The organism is Arthrobacter sp. StoSoilA2 (assembly GCF_019977195.1).
Classification (GTDB): domain Bacteria; phylum Actinomycetota; class Actinomycetes; order Actinomycetales; family Micrococcaceae; genus Arthrobacter.
Window position 1 is genome coordinate 1,931,815 of sequence record NZ_AP024643.1, and the last position, 18,791, is coordinate 1,950,605.

13 protein-coding genes are annotated in these 18,791 nt (G+C 62.5%); 6 read left to right on the top strand and 7 right to left on the bottom strand.

The features are described from left to right. The first annotated feature begins 14 nt into the window (after positions 1-14). Complete coding sequence (locus LDN82_RS08870) at positions 15-1,676, top strand: serine/threonine-protein kinase (RefSeq protein WP_224167070.1); 1,662 nt, start codon at positions 15-17, stop codon at positions 1,674-1,676. 57 nt (positions 1,677-1,733) lie between these two features. Here LDN82_RS08870 and LDN82_RS08875 read toward each other — a convergent pair whose 3' ends face one another. Beyond that, positions 1,734-2,633, bottom strand: a complete 900-nt coding sequence (locus LDN82_RS08875; RefSeq protein ID WP_224167071.1) for a TIGR01777 family oxidoreductase — start codon at positions 2,631-2,633, stop codon at positions 1,734-1,736. Positions 2,634-2,730: 97 nt separating this feature from the next. Here LDN82_RS08875 and LDN82_RS08880 point away from each other — a divergent pair, with 97 nt between their 5' ends. Beyond that, a complete protein-coding gene (locus tag LDN82_RS08880; protein WP_224167072.1) occupies positions 2,731-6,240 on the top strand; it encodes a S41 family peptidase in 3,510 nt (1,169 codons plus the stop codon). A gap of 131 nt (positions 6,241-6,371) precedes the next feature. Here LDN82_RS08880 and LDN82_RS08885 read toward each other — a convergent pair whose 3' ends face one another. From LDN82_RS08885 to LDN82_RS08905, 5 genes are all read right to left on the bottom strand, one after another. Beyond that, complete coding sequence (locus tag LDN82_RS08885; RefSeq protein ID WP_224167073.1) at positions 6,372-6,800, bottom strand: OsmC family protein; 429 nt, start codon at positions 6,798-6,800, stop codon at positions 6,372-6,374. 187 nt (positions 6,801-6,987) lie between these two features. Further along, positions 6,988-7,341, bottom strand: coding sequence for a hypothetical protein (locus LDN82_RS08890; RefSeq protein WP_224089587.1), 354 nt, complete (start codon positions 7,339-7,341; stop codon positions 6,988-6,990). 177 nt (positions 7,342-7,518) lie between these two features. Then, the gene (sucB, locus tag LDN82_RS08895; RefSeq protein ID WP_224167074.1) at positions 7,519-9,330 is read right to left on the bottom strand and encodes a 2-oxoglutarate dehydrogenase, E2 component, dihydrolipoamide succinyltransferase; all 1,812 of its coding nucleotides are present in this window, start codon (positions 9,328-9,330) and stop codon (positions 7,519-7,521) included. A 114-nt stretch (positions 9,331-9,444) separates the two neighbouring features. Beyond that, the gene (gene lpdA, locus LDN82_RS08900; protein WP_224089588.1) at positions 9,445-10,827 is read right to left on the bottom strand and encodes a dihydrolipoyl dehydrogenase; all 1,383 of its coding nucleotides are present in this window, start codon (positions 10,825-10,827) and stop codon (positions 9,445-9,447) included. Between the two features lie 299 nt (positions 10,828-11,126). Then, positions 11,127-12,650, bottom strand: coding sequence for a leucyl aminopeptidase (locus LDN82_RS08905; protein ID WP_224167075.1), 1,524 nt, complete (start codon positions 12,648-12,650; stop codon positions 11,127-11,129). A 334-nt stretch (positions 12,651-12,984) separates the two neighbouring features. Between LDN82_RS08905 and LDN82_RS08910 the strand changes: the two genes are divergently transcribed. The 4 genes from LDN82_RS08910 (at position 12,985) to LDN82_RS08925 (ending at position 18,271) form a co-directional block, all read left to right on the top strand. Beyond that, on the top strand, positions 12,985-13,923 hold the full coding sequence (locus tag LDN82_RS08910) for a PAC2 family protein (RefSeq protein WP_224167076.1): 939 nt from the start codon (positions 12,985-12,987) through the stop codon (positions 13,921-13,923). Between the two features lie 35 nt (positions 13,924-13,958). Further along, positions 13,959-15,320 (top strand): MFS transporter, encoded by a 1,362-nt coding sequence (locus LDN82_RS08915; protein ID WP_224167077.1) that lies wholly within the window; start codon positions 13,959-13,961, stop codon positions 15,318-15,320. Between the two features lie 118 nt (positions 15,321-15,438). Then, the gene (locus LDN82_RS08920; protein WP_224167078.1) at positions 15,439-16,707 is read left to right on the top strand and encodes a DUF4192 domain-containing protein; all 1,269 of its coding nucleotides are present in this window, start codon (positions 15,439-15,441) and stop codon (positions 16,705-16,707) included. 244 nt (positions 16,708-16,951) lie between these two features. Then, complete coding sequence (locus LDN82_RS08925) at positions 16,952-18,271, top strand: RNA polymerase sigma factor (RefSeq protein ID WP_224167079.1); 1,320 nt, start codon at positions 16,952-16,954, stop codon at positions 18,269-18,271. A 209-nt stretch (positions 18,272-18,480) separates the two neighbouring features. Here LDN82_RS08925 and LDN82_RS08930 read toward each other — a convergent pair whose 3' ends face one another. Beyond that, positions 18,481-18,702, bottom strand: a complete 222-nt coding sequence (locus tag LDN82_RS08930) for a hypothetical protein (protein ID WP_021473125.1) — start codon at positions 18,700-18,702, stop codon at positions 18,481-18,483. Between the last annotated feature and the right edge of the window lie 89 nt (positions 18,703-18,791).

An 18,791-nucleotide genomic window follows, 5' to 3' on the forward strand; every position in this document is an offset into this window, starting at 1 on the left:
GGTAGACCTTGGGTATGGAAACTACGGATGTTCCCGCCCCCTTGATCCCGCACATACCGGGATACACGCCATTACGCCCACTGGGCAGCGGTTGCTCTTCGACAGTCTGGCTTGCCAGCAGGGACAAGGACGGCGCCCGATTCGCCATCAAATGCGTCACTGGCGGTCCCGGCAAGGGTTCCGGTGGTTCGACGGGACCAGATTCCGAACATGGCTTCCGTGAGGGCCGGATCCTGTCCGGGCTCCAGCATGAGCACCTTATCCGCCTTCACGACGTCGTGAAGCTGCCCGGCGTGGGTACGGGCAGCGTTGGCCTGGTCATGGACTTTGCCGCAGGAGGTTCCCTTGCGAATCTGGTGGGCGGCCGGCGCAAGCTTGGAGTCGGAGAAGTCGTGACGATTCTGACCCCTGTTGCCCAGGTCCTGGCTTACCTGCATGCCCAGGGAACGGCCCACGGGGATATTTCCCCGGGCAACGTGCTGTTTACGGCACAAGGGAAGCCCCTTGTGGCAGACCTTGGCGTGGCCGGCGTCGTGGGTGAGAAGAATCAAAGCCTCGACGTCGGCACGGACGGCTTCGTTGATACGTCTGTCAGCGCCCGGGGCGCCCCTGGTAATGGTGCCAGAGAAGCCTTGCAGCCGGAACGGGATGTGTATTCGCTGGCGGCACTTGGGTGGTATTGCTTGACCGGCAGGGCGCCGGAAATCGCCAAGCACCGCCCACCACTGCCTCTCTTGGTCCCCGAGGTCCCCAAAGGGCTCGCCGCTGCCCTTGAAGCGGGACTGGACCCCGATCCCCGGGCGCGTCCCACCGCCCGGGAACTGGGAACAGCTATATATCGCAGCGCTGCGGCGCAGCCCGTGGACCTGGCTGGTTCCGTCCATTCCTCCGTGATTCCGGAGCTGCTCACGCGGCGGCAGGCCGGGGGCCGACCCCAGCGGAGGAATCCACTGAGCAGGATTTCACTGGGCAGGATTCCACAGACGGACGCTGTGTCGCGGCTTTGGCCCGTGCGGACAGCAATGACACCGCGCCCTGAACGCCGAAAGCGAAAAGGGCAACCGCAGCGGAGAAGGCAACCGCAGCGAGGGCCACGTTTAACTATCCGGGTCGGCTTGCTGGTGGCTGGCGTGGTGTCGGTTGGTGCGGTGGGGTGGGCCTTCTGGCTGGGGATCCAGGAGCCCGCGTCGGGTTCGACGTCCTTGGTAAATCCAGGGACAACGACCCAGGCCACGCAAACCACCCAAACCAACCAGCCCATTCCGGCAGCGCGTTTGGATGCGCTCCGCTCCGAGGATCCGACAATCGCCGTGCACGCGTTATCGGCCGTGCGCGACATGGCGCTGGGACTGGATCGTCTTGAATTGCTCGCAAGCGTTAACGCAGCAGGCTCACCTGCCCAAGCGGCAGATGAGACGTTGGGGGAGCAGCTAAGGGCTGACGGTATCCACTTTGCCGGACTCACCACCAGCTTGAGCAATGTATCGGTGCTGGGCCCACAGGAGGTTGATCGCGCCGTCGTTGCCCTGACCGCCACGACCTCCGGCTACGAGGAGCGCGACCGGTCGGATCGCCTGGTGAAGTCCCGGCCCGCCGGGGAGCCCCAGCAGTTACGCCTGGTCCTTGTCAGATTGGCTGGGCAGTGGAGCATCTCGGAGATTCTCGGTCCTGCTTAGCGGCATTGCCAAGGATGTTCGTTGACGTGGGTGTTGCCGTCCTGGGTTCGGAATGGTTTAGCTGGAAGGGTTACCCGTCAGCCACTCCATGGCTTCATCGAGCCCGGGGTGTTTCCAGTGAAAACCGGCGGCGGCAAGCTTTGCCGGCTCCATTCTTTGGTTCGCCAGGACGAGTTCGTCAGCAAGCCGGCCAAGGACGAGCCGGAGGGCGGGCCGGGGGACGCGCACGAAGGCCGGGCGGTGGAAGGCTTTCGCAAGCCGCCCGACGATGGTGTTGACGTCTGCGCTTTCCGGGGCGCACACATTAACCGCACTTTCCAGATCGGACTTGAGGAGGAAGGCCAGTGCAGCGGCTTCGTCGGCAAGGGTGATCCACGGCCAGAATTGTCGCCCATTTCCGAAGGGTCCACCAAGCCCAAGCCTGAGCAGGGGAAGCATCGGTCCGAGCGCGCCGCCGGAAGTGCTCAACACCACTCCGGTCCGGGGTGTCACTACCCTCACGCTGGAGGGAGCGGTTCTGGCGGTTTGCTCCCATTCGACACATAGCGCGCCCAGCACTCCTTGACCTGGACCCGAGTCCTCACGGAGCAGGCCTTGCCGGGAGGCGCCGTAGTAGCCGGACGCTGACTGGCTGACGAAGGACAACTCCGGCTGGCCAAGGCGACGCATGGCCGCCGTCAGTGTCCGGGTGGCCTGAAGGCGCGAGTCACGAATGACAGCAATCCGGTGCCTGGTCCAGGGTCGGTCCCCTATTCCGGCGCCCGACAAGTTGATCACAGCATCCGCGCCTTCGAGGACGGCCTCGTCCAAGTCTCCCGTGGCTGGATCCCATGTCCTTTCGTCCTCAGTCTTTGCAGGCCGGCGCACCAGCCGGATGACGTCGTCACCTGTACTTTTCAGATGCTCGGACACTGCCGTCCCGATCATCCCTGAGGCTCCGGACATTACGATTCGCATGACTCATCTCATCACGACCCAAGCATGAGGCAGAAACGGCGTGCGAAGCGCGGGGCGGGTGCCTCTTGCCACGGCGCCTCTTGACTATGATCGAACAATGACCTCCTCCAGCTACCTCCGTTTCCCGCATGTGCATGGCGAACTGGTCACGTTCGTGGCCGAAGACGACATCTGGATCGCCCCCGTCTCAGGTGGCCGCGCCTGGCGTGTCTCGTCCCAGCAAATGCCGGCAAGGAACCCCCGCTTCACTCCTGATGGCAAGCGGCTGGTGTGGACTGCTGTTGTTGGTACCTCACCGGAGGTTGTCACCGCGGACGTCGACGGTGGCGGGTACAAGCAGCTGAGCTACTTTGGACACGCCACAACCCGGGTCAAGGGTTTCACGCCTGCGGGGAACGTCCTGGTGACCAGCGCGTTCCAGCGGTCCGAGAGCCGGCACACGTACGCCTATAGCCTCCCCCTGAAGGGAGGTGCCGCCGTCGAACTTCCCTTCGGACCGGTGGAGGGCGTTGCCTTTGGACCCGAAATCGGTGACGAGAAGCCCGTCGTCCTGGCGAGCGTCCTTTCCCGGGAGCCGGCTTGGTGGAAGCGTTACCGGGGTGGCACTGGCGGCAAGTTGTGGATCGACTCAGACGGCAACGGTGAGTTCGAGCGCTTGATTCCCGACATTGAGGGCAACCTGACGGACCCGTTATGGATCCAGGGGCGCATCGCCTTCCTTTCAGACCACGAAGGCTACGGAAACCTCTACTCCGTTCTTCCTGACGGGTCAGGACTGCGCCGCCACACGGACCATGAGGATTTCTATGTCCGGCACGCCAGCACGGACGGACAGCGGATAATCTTCGAATCCGCCGGTGAACTCTGGATTCTGCCCTCGCTTGATGCCGATGCTGAAGCGGTGAAGCTGGAGATCACGCTCGGCTCCGCATCACCGGCGCGGCGTCCCGCCCCGCTGAAAGCATCCGCGCATTTGGGCGATGTATTTCCGAACGTTGCAGGAACAGCCAGCGCCGTGGAGTCACACGGCACTATCCACTGGCTCCGGCATAAGGACGGGCCATCGCGGGTGGTCGAAGCGACGCCGGGCGTCCGGGCCCGCCTTCCGCGTCCTTTGACGGATGGCCGGATCGCCTATGTGGCCGACCACGGGGGAGTGGAGGCTCTGTACGTCAAGCGCATCGCCGCACGCTTGTCCGGAGTTGTTCAGGTGCCGAAGGCCACCGAACCCGCTGTTGTTTCCGGTGAAGCCGACGGACTCCCCAAGCCGGTCTCTGCATCCAACGTCGTGGGGGAAAGTTCCCCGGCAAACCAGCCAGCCACCCAATCCGTTGAAACGGGCAAGGCGGCCGGACCCTCCGACGAAGCCGCCCACGCAGATCCCTCACCCGACACTCTGGGGGGAACGGCCGTAGTTGGCGCACCGGGCGGAGATGATCAAGCGGGCGATCTCCGGCTGGACTTCCCCGCACCTACAAGGACGAGCGCACTGGAGGCCAGCCCCGATGGCCGTTGGCTGGCCATCGGCACGGCTTTCGGCGACGTTTTCGTAGCCGACACCGCTTCCGGGGCATTGACTCGTTTGGTCAGTATTGGCGAAGGAAGCGTCGATCAATTCTCGTGGTCCGCTGATTCGCAGTGGCTTGCCTGGTCTGAGCCTGTGACGTCCTTCGGTTCCCGCAGCAAACTTCGCCTGGCAAGGCCCTCGGCATCCGACGCCGGAATCATCGATGCCACCGACGGGCGCTTCTGCGATGAATCACCCCGGTTCACCCCCGACGGGAAGTTCCTGGCGTTCCTGTCCAACAGGAGCTTCGACCCCGTCTATGACGGCCATTCGTTCGACCTTTCCTTCCCGAGCCCGATCAAGCCGTACCTGCTGGCTCTGGCCGCTGATACACCGTCTCCTTTCGGGCCGTCCGTGGACACCCTTGAGGACGCGCAGGCTACAACAGCAAAGCACGACGGCGACGACGCGCCAGTTGTGCGGGTCGACGCGGAAGGCCTTGCACACCGGGTCATTACGGTTCCAGTGCCACAGGGAAACTACTCCGGGCTCGCTGCCGCCGACGGAGCGTTGCTGTGGCTTGATACTGAGCTATCCGGTGTCACCGGCGAAGGAAAGGGCACCCTGCAGGATAAGAAGACAGCCCCGTCGCTGGTGCGTTTTGACCTTGCCAAGCGCAAGGAGACCACCCTCGTTCCTGCTGTAGACAGTTACCGCTTGTCGGGTGATCGCAAGAGGGTTGTCTACGTCCTTGATAAGCAAATCATGTCAGTTCCCTCAGACAGCAAGGTGGACGAGGAATCCGGGGAACTGGTCAAAGTGGACCTGAACAGGATCCGCGTGATCCTGGATCCCGTGGCTGCCTGGGGCCAGGCCTTTGATGAAGCATGGCGCCTGCAGCGGGACTTTTTCTGGGCTCCGGACATGGCTGGCCAGGATTGGGATTCCGTCTACAAACGCTACCGTCCGATCGTGGACCGCCTGGGGTCCCACGACGACCTCGTGGACCTGTTGTGGGAGATCCACGGCGAACTGGGAACCTCGCATGCTTATGTGCGGCCCGCCGCTGTGGCTGAACCTGGCCGCAATGGTCAAGGCAGGCTGGGCGCTGAGTTGCAGCTCGGCAGCAAAGGCTGGGAGATAACCCGGATCCTGGCTGGAGAGTCTTCCGATCCCCTCGCAACCTCGCCCTTGACGCGTCCCGGCGCGGATGCGAAGGTGGGCGACGTCCTCCTGGCGATTGACGGCGTCGAGCTTTCCGCGGCGCTGACGCCTGCCATGCAATTGGTGGGGGCAGCAGGGCGAACTGTTGAATTGACACTCTTGAATGGGCCAGGACATGGCGGAGCTGCGGGTGCCCAGCGCCGCGTTGCCGTTGTCCCCATCCCGGACGAGGAGCGGTTGCGCTACCAGGACTGGGTCCGGGCCAACCGGCGCACGGTGCGTGAGGCATCCGGCGACAAGTTCGGCTACCTGCACATCCCGGACATGATGGCCAATGGTTGGGCACAGTTGCATCGTGACCTCGACACCGAAACGGCCTTGGACGGGTTGATCGTAGACGTACGGCGTAACCGTGGGGGCCACACCTCGCAACTCGTGGCTGAGCTCATTGGCCGGAAGGTCACTGGGTGGAGTATGCCGCGTGGCGAGAAGCCACGGACTTATCCCCACCATGCTCCGCGGGGTCCAGTGATTATCCTGGCAGACGAATTTGCCGGATCAGATGGCGACATCATCACCCAAGTGTCCAAACTGAGGGGCATCGGTCCCGTCATTGGGGTACGGACATGGGGTGGCGTGGTGGGCATTGACAACCGTTTTGCGCTGGCCGACGGCACCGGGGTGACGCAGCCCCGCTACGCTACTTGGTTTGGCGGTGGGATCGGCTGGGATGTTGAAAACCGCGGTGTGGAGCCGGACATCGAGGTGCTCTTCCCGCCGCACGCCTATGCCGCAGGCAGCGATCCGCAACTCGAGTATGGCATCGGTGCCCTTAAGGAGATGATCCAGGAGCTGCCTACTGACCGCCCGCCGCTGCGTGAAGGCTATCGTCAGGTGCGGCCCGCGCCGTTGCCCGCCCGTCCGCAGGAGGGCTAGCAGCGCGCAGCTACATCCGGTTGGCTTTGCACCAGACCGGCAACAGCAAAGGCCTCGCAGCCTTCCCTGAAGGGAGGCCGCGGGGCCTTTGCTTGTAATGAGGTTTTTGTGCTGTGAAGCGAAGCCCGAGGCTATGCTTCGAGCGTTGCGTCCAGTGTGATGTCAATGCTGGCCAGCGCACCGGAAACCGGGCAACCGGTCTTTGCCGCTTCGGAGATACGGCGGAAATCCTCTTCGGAAATGCCGGGGATCCTGGCGGTCATCGTCAGGTGGCTGCCGGTGATACCGGTGCCGGGGACGAAGGTCACGTCGGCCTTGGTCTGGATTTCCTCAGGGGTAAAGCCCGCCTGTGCGAGCTCGTTGCTGAAGGCCATGGAGAAGCACGCGGAGTGCGCTGCAGCGATCAGTTCTTCCGGACTGGTCTTGCCGCCGGACTGCTCGGTACGTGCCTTCCAGGTGACATCGAACGTGCCCAGGCCTGAGCTATCCAGCGTCGTGTTTCCAGCACCCTCGATCAGGTTGCCGTTCCAAACCGTGTGTGCGGTGCGTGTTGCTGCCATGTCCACTCCTTGGGGTCGTTTGTGCGTCGGCAACCAGCCATCGCCGGGTGCCACCGGGATCAATCCTATGGATTTGCCGGCTGCGCTGCACTGTCATTCCGCTGAGAGTGGATTGTGACCCCTGGCTTGCCTTGAAGAAAGCAGCCTACCCGCCCGACAAAGGTGGGGAGACTCCTTCTGCGTAGGTTCAGTTCCAGAGCGTTGCGATGGCGATGTTCACCAGGGCCAGTCCGCCAACACCGTGAGCCAAGCCGGTGGAGACGGGTTCGCCGTTCTTGACCTTGCGGGAGCCGATCACGGCAAGAACAGCAACAGCCACGCCGATGGCGAACTTGATGCCGAGCTTGAAGTAGTTGGGATCCGCATCCGGCATCAGTGGCAGGAGGCCCATCATGGCAATGCCTGTGAGCAGCTGAAGGAATGCGCCATCCCGCTGGCGGGGGTGGACGGTAGGTGTCTTGATGGTGGCGATCCAGTAGCCCACAATCATGGCTGCGCCGACGATGTGCAGGAACACCAGGATGCTGAAGAGAATACTCATGGCCCCAGCTTATCCAGTTGGTTCTACGTCCCGTAGCAAAGCCACGCTTAGGTGGGCAAACAGAGCGACTGACACAACGGATAACGAAGCGGGGCAGGCCGCCGGGTTTCCCCGGAGCCTGCCCCGCTGGGTTGATGGGGCGCCCTCCGTACGGAGGGCGCCTGCTAACGCTTTGGCCTAGAGGCCAAGATCGGCTTCGAAGGCACCTTCCTCAAGGCGGGCCTTGAGCGTCTGGAGGAAACGGCCGGCGTCCGCGCCGTCCACCAGGCGGTGGTCGTACGTGAGGGACAGGTACATCATGGAGCGGATGGCAATCGAGTCGTCGCCGTTTTCATCGGCCACCACTACTGCGCGCTTGACGATTGCGCCCGTACCCAGGATGCCTACCTGCGGCTGGTTGATGATCGGGGTGTCGAACAGTGCGCCAACAGAACCGATGTTGGTGATGCTGAACGTACCGCCGGACAGCTCATCCGGGCCGATCTTGCCGTCGCGGGTGCGTCCTGCGACGTCGGCGATCTTACCGGCGAGGCCTGCGAGGTTGAGGTTGCCGGCGTCGGAGATGACCGGAACCAGCAGGCCCTTGTCGGTGTCTACCGCAATGGCCAGGTGTTCGGCGTTGTGGTAGGTGATTTCCTGCTTGGACTCGTCGTAGGCAGCGTTCAGCTTGGGGTGCTGCTTCAGTGCTTCAGCCACAGCCTTGGCGATGAACGGCAGGAACGTCAGCTTCACGCCGTTCTGGGCCTGGAACGAGTTCTTGGCCTTGAGGCGGAGCTTGGCGATCTTGGTCATGTCGACCTCGTGCACCTGGGTCAGCTGGGTGGAGACTTCCAGCGACTCGCGCATGCGGCGTGCGATGACCTGACGGATACGCGGAGCCTTTTCGGTGGTGCCTCGCAGGGAGGAAGCAACAACGGGTGCAGCGGACTTGGCGGCAGGAGCTGCGGCAGGAGCCGCGGCCGGCGCTGCTGCGGCGGCCTGCTTGGCTTCGGCAGCGGCCAGGACATCCTGCTTGCGGATGCGGCCACCGACGCCGGTGCCGGACACGGACGCGATGTCCACGCCCTGCTGGTTTGCCAGCTTGCGCACCAGGGGAGTTACGTAACCGGACTCGGAGGACGAGCCTGCTTCTGCCGGTGCAGCAGCAGGTGCCGGTGCGGCGGCGGGAGCGGGTGCGGCAGCTGGTGCCGGGGCAGCAGCCGGAGCGGGTGCAGCAGCCGGAGCGGGTGCAGCGGCAGGTGCCGGTGCGGCGGCAGGTGCGGGTGCAGCGGCAGGTGCCGGTGCGGCGGCAGGTGCGGCCGGAGCTTCAGCGGCAGGAGCGGCGGGAGCCGGAGCCGCAGCGGGGGCTGCCGCGCCGGAACCGATAACTGCCAGAACCGATCCCACTTCGGCGGTTTCGTCTTCGTTGACGCGGATCTCCTGCAGGGTGCCTGCAACCGGGGAAGGAATCTCGGTATCGACCTTGTCAGTGGAAACCTCAAGAAGCGGCTCATCGACCTCCACGGTGTCGCCAACAGCCTTGAGCCAGCGGGTGACGGTGCCTTCGGTAACGCTCTCGCCCAAGGCCGGGAGGGTTACTTCGTGGCCTTCGCCACCGGAGGCGGCAGGAGCTTCAGCAGTGGCTTCCTCAGCAGGGGCCTCCTCAGCAGCCGGCGCAGCCGGAGCCTCTTCGGCGGGGGCAGCCTGCTCGGCAGCAGCGGGTGCTTCCTGAGTGGCGGGTGCTTCCTCAGCAGCCGGTTCGGCGGAGCCGGAGCCGTCGCCGATGCGTACCAGTGGGGCACCAACCTCTGCAGTCTCGTCTTCAGCGACGAGGATTTCTTCGATGACGCCTGCGATCGGAGAAGGGATTTCGGTGTCTACTTTGTCGGTGGAAACCTCGAGCAACGGCTCGTCGATCTCTACCCGGTCACCAACCTGCTTGAGCCAGCGGGTGACGGTTCCTTCGGTGACACTCTCACCGAGGGCGGGCAAGTTAACGGATTCAGACATGTCGTCCCCGTTCTCCTTATTGATCTTTTGTGCGGATGAATTCTGCTGGTCCGGGCAGGGTGCATGCGGCAGATTCCGCCGCATGCACCCTATCCGTTTGTCTTGGGTAAAGACTTAGCCGTGGAGCGGCTTGCCCGCGAGGGCGAGGTGGGCTTCGCCCAGGCTTTCGTTCTGGGTGGGGTGGGCGTGAACCAGCTGGGCCACGTCCTCAGGGTAGGCTTCCCAGTTCACGATGAGCTGGGCTTCACCGATCTGCTCACCCATGCGGGAACCGATCATGTGGATGCCGACGACGGGGCCATCCTTCTGGCGGACGAGCTTGACGATGCCACCGGTACCGAGGATGGAGCTCTTGCCGTTGCCGGCCAGGTTGTATTCCTGCGTCTCCACTTGGTCGTCCCCGAACTTTTCCTTGGCGCCCTTTTCGGTGTAGCCGACCGTTGCGATTTCAGGCTCGCAGTAGGTGACCTTGGGGATGTTGATGTCTTCGACGATCGCGGGGTTCAGGCCGGCGATTTCCTCGGCAACGAAGATACCCTGCTGGTAGCCGCGGTGTGCCAGCTGGACGCCGGGTACGATGTCGCCGACTGCATAGATGTTGCCTACGCCTGTGTGGAGGCGCTCGTTGGTAATGACAAAGCCGCGGTCGATGGTCAGACCTGCTTCTTCGTAACCAAGGTTCGCGGTGACGGGACCACGGCCGACTGCAACGAGCAGGAGTTCGGCTTCGAACGTCTGGCCGTCCACAAGGGTGACCTTGACGCCGTCGTCGTTCTGTTCCACGCCCTGGAAGAAGATGCCGGTGGTGAACTTGATGCCGCGCTTCTTGAAGGCGCGTTCGAGGTTCTTGACGATCGAGGCGTCCTCGTTGGGAACCAGGGAGGGCAGGCCTTCGATGATGGTGACGTCCACGCCGAAGGACTTCCAAACGGAAGCGAATTCGACGCCGATTACTCCGCCGCCCAGGACGATCGCACTCTTGGGGATGTAGTCCATGGTGAGGGCCTGGTCAGACGTAATGACCCTGCCGCCGATTTCCAGGCCCGGGAGGGAGCGTGAGTACGAACCGGTTGCCAGGACAATGTTCTTGCCCGTGTACGCGGTGCCGTTCACGACGATGGTGTTGTTGCCCTGGAGCTTGCCTTCACCCTCGATGACGGTGATGCCCTTGGACTTGATGAGTCCCTGGAGGCCCTTGAACTTGCCGGCAATAATGCCGTCCTTGTACGCGTTCACGGCCGACATGTCGATGCCGTCGAGCGTGACGTTCACGCCATACTTGGCGGAATCGCGTGCGTGATCGGCCAGTTCAGCCGAGTGCAGGAGTGCCTTGGTGGGGATACAGCCGTTGTGCAGGCAGGTTCCGCCGAGTTTTGCCTTTTCCACAAGGCCAACGGTGAACCCAAGCTGTACGGCCCGCAAAGCCGTGGCGTAGCCGCCGCTGCCGCCACCGAGTACCAGGATGTCGAATTCTTGCGCAGTTGCCTGATCGGCCACTAAAACGCTCCCTCGCGTGAATGATGACACGGGACTGCGTGTCATCGGGTCTTTGGAACTTGTTCTGCCGTGATTATGCCAGCACCTAAGTTCTCTTGCATTTGTGACTATCGAGTTCACCTTAGCGAACCACCTACCCATGCTCCACCCTCCACGGGCGTTTGTGGAGCGCTTGTGTCCAGACTCACGTTCACTTGTGACACAGCGCTACACACCGCATAATTCCGGGGTTGTGCGGGTAGCGCGGACCCATCCGCCCTACCCGCACTGCCCGTCTTAACCGCAGTGGAGTGGGTTGCTTACGCGGAGTCTGCCAACAGATCCTCTGCGTAGGCCACCAAGGTACGGACTGTGCATCCGGTTCCTTGCTTCGGGGTGTACCCGTAGGGGCTGCCGTTGTTGAACGATGGGCCGGCAATATCGACGTGGGCCCAGGGGATCTGCTGGCCGTCGCCGTTCTTACCCACGAATTCACGCAGGAAGACGGCGGCCGTCATCATTCCGCCGTTACGCTCGCCGATGTTGGCAAGGTCCGCGACCTGGGAGTCCAGGCTGGGGCGCAGTTCCTCGGGCAGCGGCATCGGCCAGACAAGCTCGCCTGCCCTGTCAGCGGCGGACTTCAACGCTGATGTCACGGAATCGGAACCCATCACTCCTGCCGTGCGCAATCCGAGCGCGATGAGCTGGGCACCTGTGAGTGTTGCGACGTCGATGATTGCGTCCGGCATTTCCAGGCTCGCGGCCACCAGGCCATCGGCCATGACCAAGCGGCCCTCGGCATCGGTGTTCAGGACTTCGACTGTCTTTCCGCCATAAACGGTGAGGACATCGGCGGGCCGCTGGGCAGCGCCGGAGGGCATGTTCTCCGCAATGCAAAGCCACGCGGTCGCCTTGATGGGCAGGCCGAGCGAGGCGATCGCAAGGACCGTATTAAGAACGACGGCGGCGCCCGCCATATCGCTCTTCATGTCACCCATGCCGAGGGCGGGCTTAATGGAGATACCGCCGGTGTCGAAGGTAATGCCCTTGCCAACGAGCGCGATCTTCCGGGTGGCCTTCGCCGGAGCATATTCGACCTTGACCAGGCGTGGCTGGCGGGTTGAACCCTTTCCAACGCCGAGGATGCCGCCGAAGCCTTCCTTTTCCAGGCGCTTTTCGTCCCAGACGGTCACCTTTACGGGAAGACCCTTTGCGAGTTCCTTGGCAGATTCGGCGAACGACTCGGGGTACAGATGGCTGGGCGGCTGGTTCACGAGCGTACGCGTTGCGTTGACGGCCCTGCCCAGTACTGATGCCCGGTCAAGTGCAGGTTGGGCAGCTTTGGCGTCAACGCCGGTGAAGATCAGAACCTTGGCGACCGGGTCCTTGAGCCCGTCCTTGCTGGAACGGTGTTCGGTGTAGGAATAGGCGCCCATGGCCGCACCTTCGGCGACTGCAGCGACGTCCGTGACGGACGCCGTCGGAAACGCCAAGGTAGCTGAGGGGACTCCGGCAAGTTGCCTGACCGCGGACCCTGCCGCCCGGCGCAGCGCTTCTTCCGGGATAGTGCCGTCCTCTGACAGTTTGCCCACCCCTGCCAGGACCAGGATCCCCGAGCCCGTTTCCGGCAGACCCGGAAGGCGGTGCGATTGGTCGGGGGCACCCGAAACTCCAAGGAGTTTCAGTGATCCCTGCACGGATTCGGCGGCCTTGGCACTCAGCGGGTTCTCCAGCAGCACTGGCCCGTCCGAGCCCTGGGCAACTCCGATCACAAGTGCGTCGCTGGGTGACTTTTTCAGGTCCTTGGCGATGACGCCGAGGATGATGTCAGTAGTCTTGACCACGAGGATGTTTCCTCACTTCTCTCTGCATTGCATGGCGGGGCCGCATGTTTGGCGGGCCTGCCCCGGTACGCGCCCGACGTCCTGTACCGACGGCGGCCTTGGTCTTCAGGTCCAGCGTCGCAAAGGACGTCGGCCCGTTTCGATCGTAGTCTCTCGCAGGCTGCTGACAGCAATTAAATGAGAGCTGCGGCACACCAAGGGCAGGAATGCCTACTGGAGGTGCAGCGTTGTACAAAGAGACACAGAGTCCCCACACCACATTCATGGAGTCAGCGACGCCATGACCAGTGGCGCATGGGGGCACCGAACTTTGCCACTGCGAAAGGAACATGCCGTGTTTGAACGGATATCCGGCTCCCTCCTGGACCCCGAGGCGCTCTACGCGAGCAACATCGAGATATTCCACAGCCCGGAACTGCGGGGGCTGAATATGGTCATGGGTTTCACGGGCTTTGCCGATGCCGGTCATGTGGTCAGGCAGATCAACGCGGAACTCCTGGACCAGCTCGACGCTGAAGTGGTAGCCATGTTCGACGCCGACCAGCTCATCGACTACCGCTCGCGGCGTCCCCACATCAGCTTCGTCGAAGACCATTTGCAGGACTATCAGGCACCCAAGCTGGCGCTCTACAAGCTCTCGGACGGGCTGGGCCAACCGTTCCTCCTGCTCGCCGGTTTCGAACCCGACTTGCAGTGGGAGCGGTTCTCCCGTGCCGTCGTCGGAATCGTGGAGAAGCTCGACGTCAACCTGGTCACGTGGATTCATTCCATTCCCATGCCCGTACCACATACGCGGCCGGTGGGAGTCACCGTCCACGGGAACCGGCCCGAACTTATCGAAGGTATTTCGAGTTGGAAGCCAACGGTCGAAGTTCCGGCCGCCATTGGCCATATCCTCGAACTCCGGCTCACCGAGGCCGAACGCCATGTGGCTGGTTACGTCATTCACGTGCCCCACTACCTCGCCGAGGCCGAATATCCTCCAGCGGCGGTGGCGGGGCTGGAGTACCTGGGGGCGGCGACCTCCCTGATGCTTCCCACTGACCGGCTCCGGGAGGCCGGCAGGGAAGTAGGCCGCCAGATTGCGGAACAGATTGAGGCCTCGGAGGAAGTGCAGGCTGTCGTCGCCAACCTGGAGGCCCGGTACGACGAGAAATCCGAGGGCATCGTCCGGCGTTCGCTGCTCGCCGATGAGAACGACGAACTGCCCAACGCGGAGGACATCGGGGCGGCAGTGGAGGCATACCTGGCGCGTAAAGACTCGCCTCAATAAATCAGCTTTGAACCGTTGGCGGGCATAATTGAGGAGTGACTGCTCCCCGCGCCTGGCTCATCTGGACGATCGGCGTCTTTGCCTATCTGGTGGCCGTAGCACAGCGAACCTCATTTGGTGTCGCGGGTTTGGAAGCAACAGAACGCTTCCATGCCAGTGCTTCGGCCATCTCCTTTTTCACCGTATTGCAGTTGCTTGTCTACGCCGGCTTGCAAATTCCGGTAGGCGTCCTGGTGGACAGGTTTGGATCACGGGTCATGATTGCCGGCGGTGCCATCCTGATGGGACTGGGGCAATTGCAGCTCGCTTTCGCCGACAGCATCCCTGGAGGTGTTTTGGGGCGTGTCCTGGTGGGAGCCGGGGACGCTATGACATTCATCTCCGTCATCCGTCTGGTTCCCTTGTGGTTCAGTCCGGCCAGGGTCCCCGTGGTTACCCAGCTGACCGGAATGTGCGGGCAGTTGGGCCAGCTCTTCAGCGTGGTGCCTTTCGCCTTGCTTCTACACTCTGCCGGCTGGACGCCGGCATTCATGTCACTCGCGGCGATGTCCGTGCTGGCTGTCATCCTGGTCCTCGTGCTGTTGCGGGACCAGCCTCCCGGTCATCCGCCGCGGGAAACCGGGCAGGGTCTTCGGGCTACCGGAGTTTCCCTTTCCCGCGCTTGGAAACAGCCAGGCACCCGGCTTGGCTTGTGGAGCCATTTCACCGTCCAGTTCAGTGGCAACCTCTTTGCGATGACATGGGGTTATCCCTTCCTTCTCTCCGCCCAGGGACTTGATGCGGGAACGGTCTCAGCTTTGATGGCTTTGTTCGTGGCAACCGCTATCGTCTCGGGGCCTGGATTTGGGCGGTTTGTCTCCAAACACCCAATGCGCCGCTCAGCCATGGTCCTGCTGATCACTGCGTCCACTGCGCTGGCTTGGGCGGCAGTCCTCATCCTTCCTGACCGGGCGCCGCTGTGGCTCCTCGTGATCCTGGTGGTGGTGTTGGCAGTTGGCGGCCCGGGCTCCATGATTGGCTTCGACTTCGCGCGGACCTTCAATCCTTCCCACCGTATTGGTACCGCGACAGGGATCGTCAACGTGGGCGGGTTCATCGCTGCCTTGGTGGCGATCTACCTTATTGGCCTGGTCCTGGACGTCCTGAACGCGAGCGGATTCTCAGGCGGGGATTTGTACGGCCTTGATCCCTTCCGTGTAGCCCTCAGCGTCCAGTTTGTCCTGCTGGGCATCGGGACGGTCCTCATTATGCTGACCCGCCGGAAGGTGCGGTTGCAGATGGCCGAGCAGGGCGTCCATGTGCCCCCGTTGGCTGCAACCCTGGCCCGGCAGCGCCGCGAAAGGATTGAGCGCCGGCGTGCCGCCCGTGCACAGCCGGATGAAGGAAACAAGGGATAACGGCAGGGACCAAACTCCGGTACGGGGCAGCTTTGTGTTTGCCCGGATGTGGCCACCTTTATCCACATAAGCGTGATGGTCCCTGTTTTCAACCATTGGCGTTGCCCAAGCTTGAACCATGACCACCAAAGAGACGCTGAGCATCCATCAACCAGAGGACATCCTGGGTTACATCCCGCATTTGTTGGGCTATTGGCCCGAGGACAGCCTTGTGGCTATCACGATGCAGGGGAATACGCTCGGAGCCGCTCTCCGCGTCGACCCGCCGGCCCGGGCTTCGGGCCGCGTGCTTGCTGCCTTTGCGGAGCATGTACGTCGTTACCTGGCGTCGGACACCCTTGCCGACGGCGTGGTGCTTGCCCTTTACACCGACGACGGTTGGGACGACGGCATGGTTGTCCACAGAACACTCCCGCTGCTGGCTGAACTTCACGAAACACTTGACCACGCTGACTTGCCTGTCCGGGATGCGTGGTTGGTTGGTCCTGAGTATTGGCGCGGCGCATTCTGCGCCGACCAGGAGTGCTGCCCCGTGCCGGGCCTGCCGATAGAACGCATCAGGAACAGCCGGCTCAGTGCAGAGATGGTCTATCGAGGCAGCACCATCGGGGCTTCTCCGAGGAGCAGGCAAAATCCACCCGTTCCCGGACGTCCCGGTGCCCTGGACCCCGCAGTGTCGGAAGCCGAATCGGATTTTGCCAAGCGCATGAGGACGTCCTGGCGAAGTGGGAAATGCCTTGATGCCGTACTGGAGGTGTGGAGCCAGGTGCTGGATGACGCCCGGATCCATCCCGACAGTGAACCGGCAGATTTGCCAACCCCGCAACTCGCGGGTTTCCTCAGGTCGACCCTCGGCGTCCCCGGATGGCGGGACGCCGTAATGATCATGGCGGCTGCTGGCATCGGTTCCGCGAAGGCCGGTGCAGCAGCGTTCGGATTGTGCAGCAGGAACGATGATTCCGACCCACTTCCTTTCGACGCCGGAGAGCTGGCATTGCCGCCGACGGACACCCAGGAAGGGGCTGGCAAGGCCTATGAAGCAAAAGGGGTGCTCAGCATCTTTGCCTACGCAGACGTCCTCCTAGGTGTTGAACCAGCTGTTCCTGACTGGGGGCAGCTTGATGCCCTGCAGCGCGTCCTGTCGTACTTGTGTGTCCAGGGAGAAATGGGGGACGTAGCTGCTGCTGCCTTGACCCTGCAAGGCTGGATTGCCTGGTGCAAGGGCAGTGGATCCGTTGCACACGCCTGCCTGACGCGCGCCAATTCGGCCAGCCCTGGCTACAGGCTCGCCGAATTGCTGGACGAGGTTCTCGGGCAAGGAAGCATCTGCGCCTGGGCAAGCCGTCCCGAGTCCGCATGGGGAACCTACAAAGGATCCCTTCGGTAGCCATTCCGCTTCATCAAGCGTGGGATTCATAAAACCGTGAGACAATGGATGCCGAGACCCGGTTGGGTCCGCGTTTGAATGCCTGTAATGAGCCCGGAATCCGGGAACATTACGGTGTCGTTGGCAGTTGTACATAGTGACTCTGCAGACGGCGATCGCATTTGAAATTGATCGCGGACTTGACAGGGTCATAGTGGTGTTGCCCGCATGGTGATTCCACAGACCGCCGCTAGAAAGGTTTTCTGTGACCCCGTCTTCCGTCGAGAAGGAACCCGCCGCCCAGGCCGAACTGTCCGCTGAGGAAAACAAGGCGGCCACTTCGGCAAAGCGTGCGGCGACACGTGTTGCCACCAAGGCTTCAGAGGACACCTCTGACAAGCCGGCACCAAAGAAGCGTGGACCCAAGCCCGGCGCCAAGGCCGCGGCCGAAGCCGCGAACCAGTCTTCGGACCCCGAGGCCGACGCCGAAGAAGTGGTTGTCGAGGACGAAGATTTCGATCCCGCAGCAGCTGAGGAAGTTGAAGTCGGAGACGACGATGTCGAGGACGGCGCCGGAACCGGCAAGGACAAGGCAGCGCCCTCCGGATCCGGATTCGTCTACTCGGACGCCGATGACGACGACGCCCCTGTCCAGCAGGTCATGTCGGCCGGTGCCACCGCTGACCCCGTGAAGGACTACCTGAAGCAAATCGGTAAGGTCGCCCTGCTGAATGCTGAACAGGAAGTCGATCTGGCGCTTCGCATCGAAGCCGGCCTGTTTGCCGAAGAAAAGATCAACGCCGACGACGGTTCCATGGACCCGAAGCTCAAGCGTGAACTTGAATTCGTTATCCACGATGGCAAGCGGGCCAAGAACCACCTGCTCGAAGCCAACCTTCGCCTCGTTGTTTCCTTGGCCAAGCGCTACACCGGCCGTGGCATGCTCTTCCTGGACCTCATCCAGGAAGGCAACCTGGGCCTCATCCGCGCCGTGGAGAAGTTCGACTACACCAAGGGCTTCAAATTCTCCACGTACGCAACGTGGTGGATCCGCCAGGCCATTACCCGCGCCATGGCTGACCAGGCCCGCACCATCCGCATCCCGGTGCACATGGTGGAAGTCATCAACAAGCTCGCCCGTGTCCAGCGCCAGATGCTTCAGGACCTGGGCCGTGAACCTACGCCGGAAGAATTGGCGCTGGAACTGGACATGACGCCTGAGAAGGTCGTGGAGGTCCAGAAGTACGGCCGTGAACCGATTTCGCTCCACACGCCGCTGGGTGAGGATGGCGACTCCGAGTTCGGTGACCTTATCGAGGACTCTGAAGCTGTTGTTCCGGCTGATGCCGTGAGCTTTACGCTCCTCCAGGAGCAGTTGCACTCGGTTCTGGACACCCTGTCCGAGCGTGAGGCCGGGGTAGTAGCAATGCGCTTTGGCTTGACCGATGGCCAGCCTAAGACTTTAGACGAAATCGGCAAGGTCTACGGCGTTACCCGTGAGCGCATCCGCCAGATCGAATCCAAGACCATGTCCAAGCTGCGGCACCCGTCCCGCTCGCAGGTCCTGCGGGACTACCTGGACTAAAAAGAGGTCCTGGTGGACTAAAGAGGTCCACTGACAAGGGTATTGGCCCGGTCGGAGTATCCGACCGGGCCAATGCTGTTTCGGGTACTTTGTCACTCAAAGCGGATCAATGGCTTCAAACTAGACAGGGCCCCTCCCGGATGGGAGGAGCCCTGTTCTTGCTCGAAGTGATGTGGCTGGATAGTGTCCGGCCTTACCGCCAGTCCTGTCTAATCGACCGGGACAGGTGCCTTCTCGTTGAGGCGCTCGGTCTCGTCGTGCCAGTCGGAGGTCAGGGGCCGGAGCGTGGCCTCAACTGCGCGTGCGTGGTGGCCGCAAAACAGCAGCTCACCGCCGGAGGACTCGAGTACAACGCGGACATATGCTTGAGCCCCGCAACGATCGCATCGGTCAGCTGCGTTCAGTGTGCGGTCTGCAACTGCTGTTGTCATGTCGGCCTCCTTAGTAGTTCTGTACATCCATATAACCAGTATTCGGAGCAGAACCATGGCAAGGATGGATCACTTTCGCTGTCCGCGTA

What these genes read in the sequence shown, in the direction of transcription:
- LDN82_RS08875 (WP_224167071.1), bottom strand. Translation starts at nt 2,633, where the DNA reads ATGCGAATCGTAATGTCCGGAGCCTCAGGGATGATCGGGACGGCAGTG.
- LDN82_RS08890 (WP_224089587.1), bottom strand. Translation starts at nt 7,341, where the DNA reads ATGAGTATTCTCTTCAGCATCCTGGTGTTCCTGCACATCGTCGGCGCA.
- sucB (WP_224167074.1), bottom strand. Translation starts at nt 9,330, where the DNA reads ATGTCTGAATCCGTTAACTTGCCCGCCCTCGGTGAGAGTGTCACCGAA.
- LDN82_RS08930 (WP_021473125.1), bottom strand. Translation starts at nt 18,702, where the DNA reads ATGACAACAGCAGTTGCAGACCGCACACTGAACGCAGCTGACCGATGC.
- LDN82_RS08885 (WP_224167073.1), bottom strand. Translation starts at nt 6,800, where the DNA reads ATGGCAGCAACACGCACCGCACACACGGTTTGGAACGGCAACCTGATC.
- LDN82_RS08880 (WP_224167072.1), top strand. Translation starts at nt 2,731, where the DNA reads ATGACCTCCTCCAGCTACCTCCGTTTCCCGCATGTGCATGGCGAACTG.
- LDN82_RS08870 (WP_224167070.1), top strand. Translation starts at nt 15, where the DNA reads ATGGAAACTACGGATGTTCCCGCCCCCTTGATCCCGCACATACCGGGA.
- LDN82_RS08920 (WP_224167078.1), top strand. Translation starts at nt 15,439, where the DNA reads ATGACCACCAAAGAGACGCTGAGCATCCATCAACCAGAGGACATCCTG.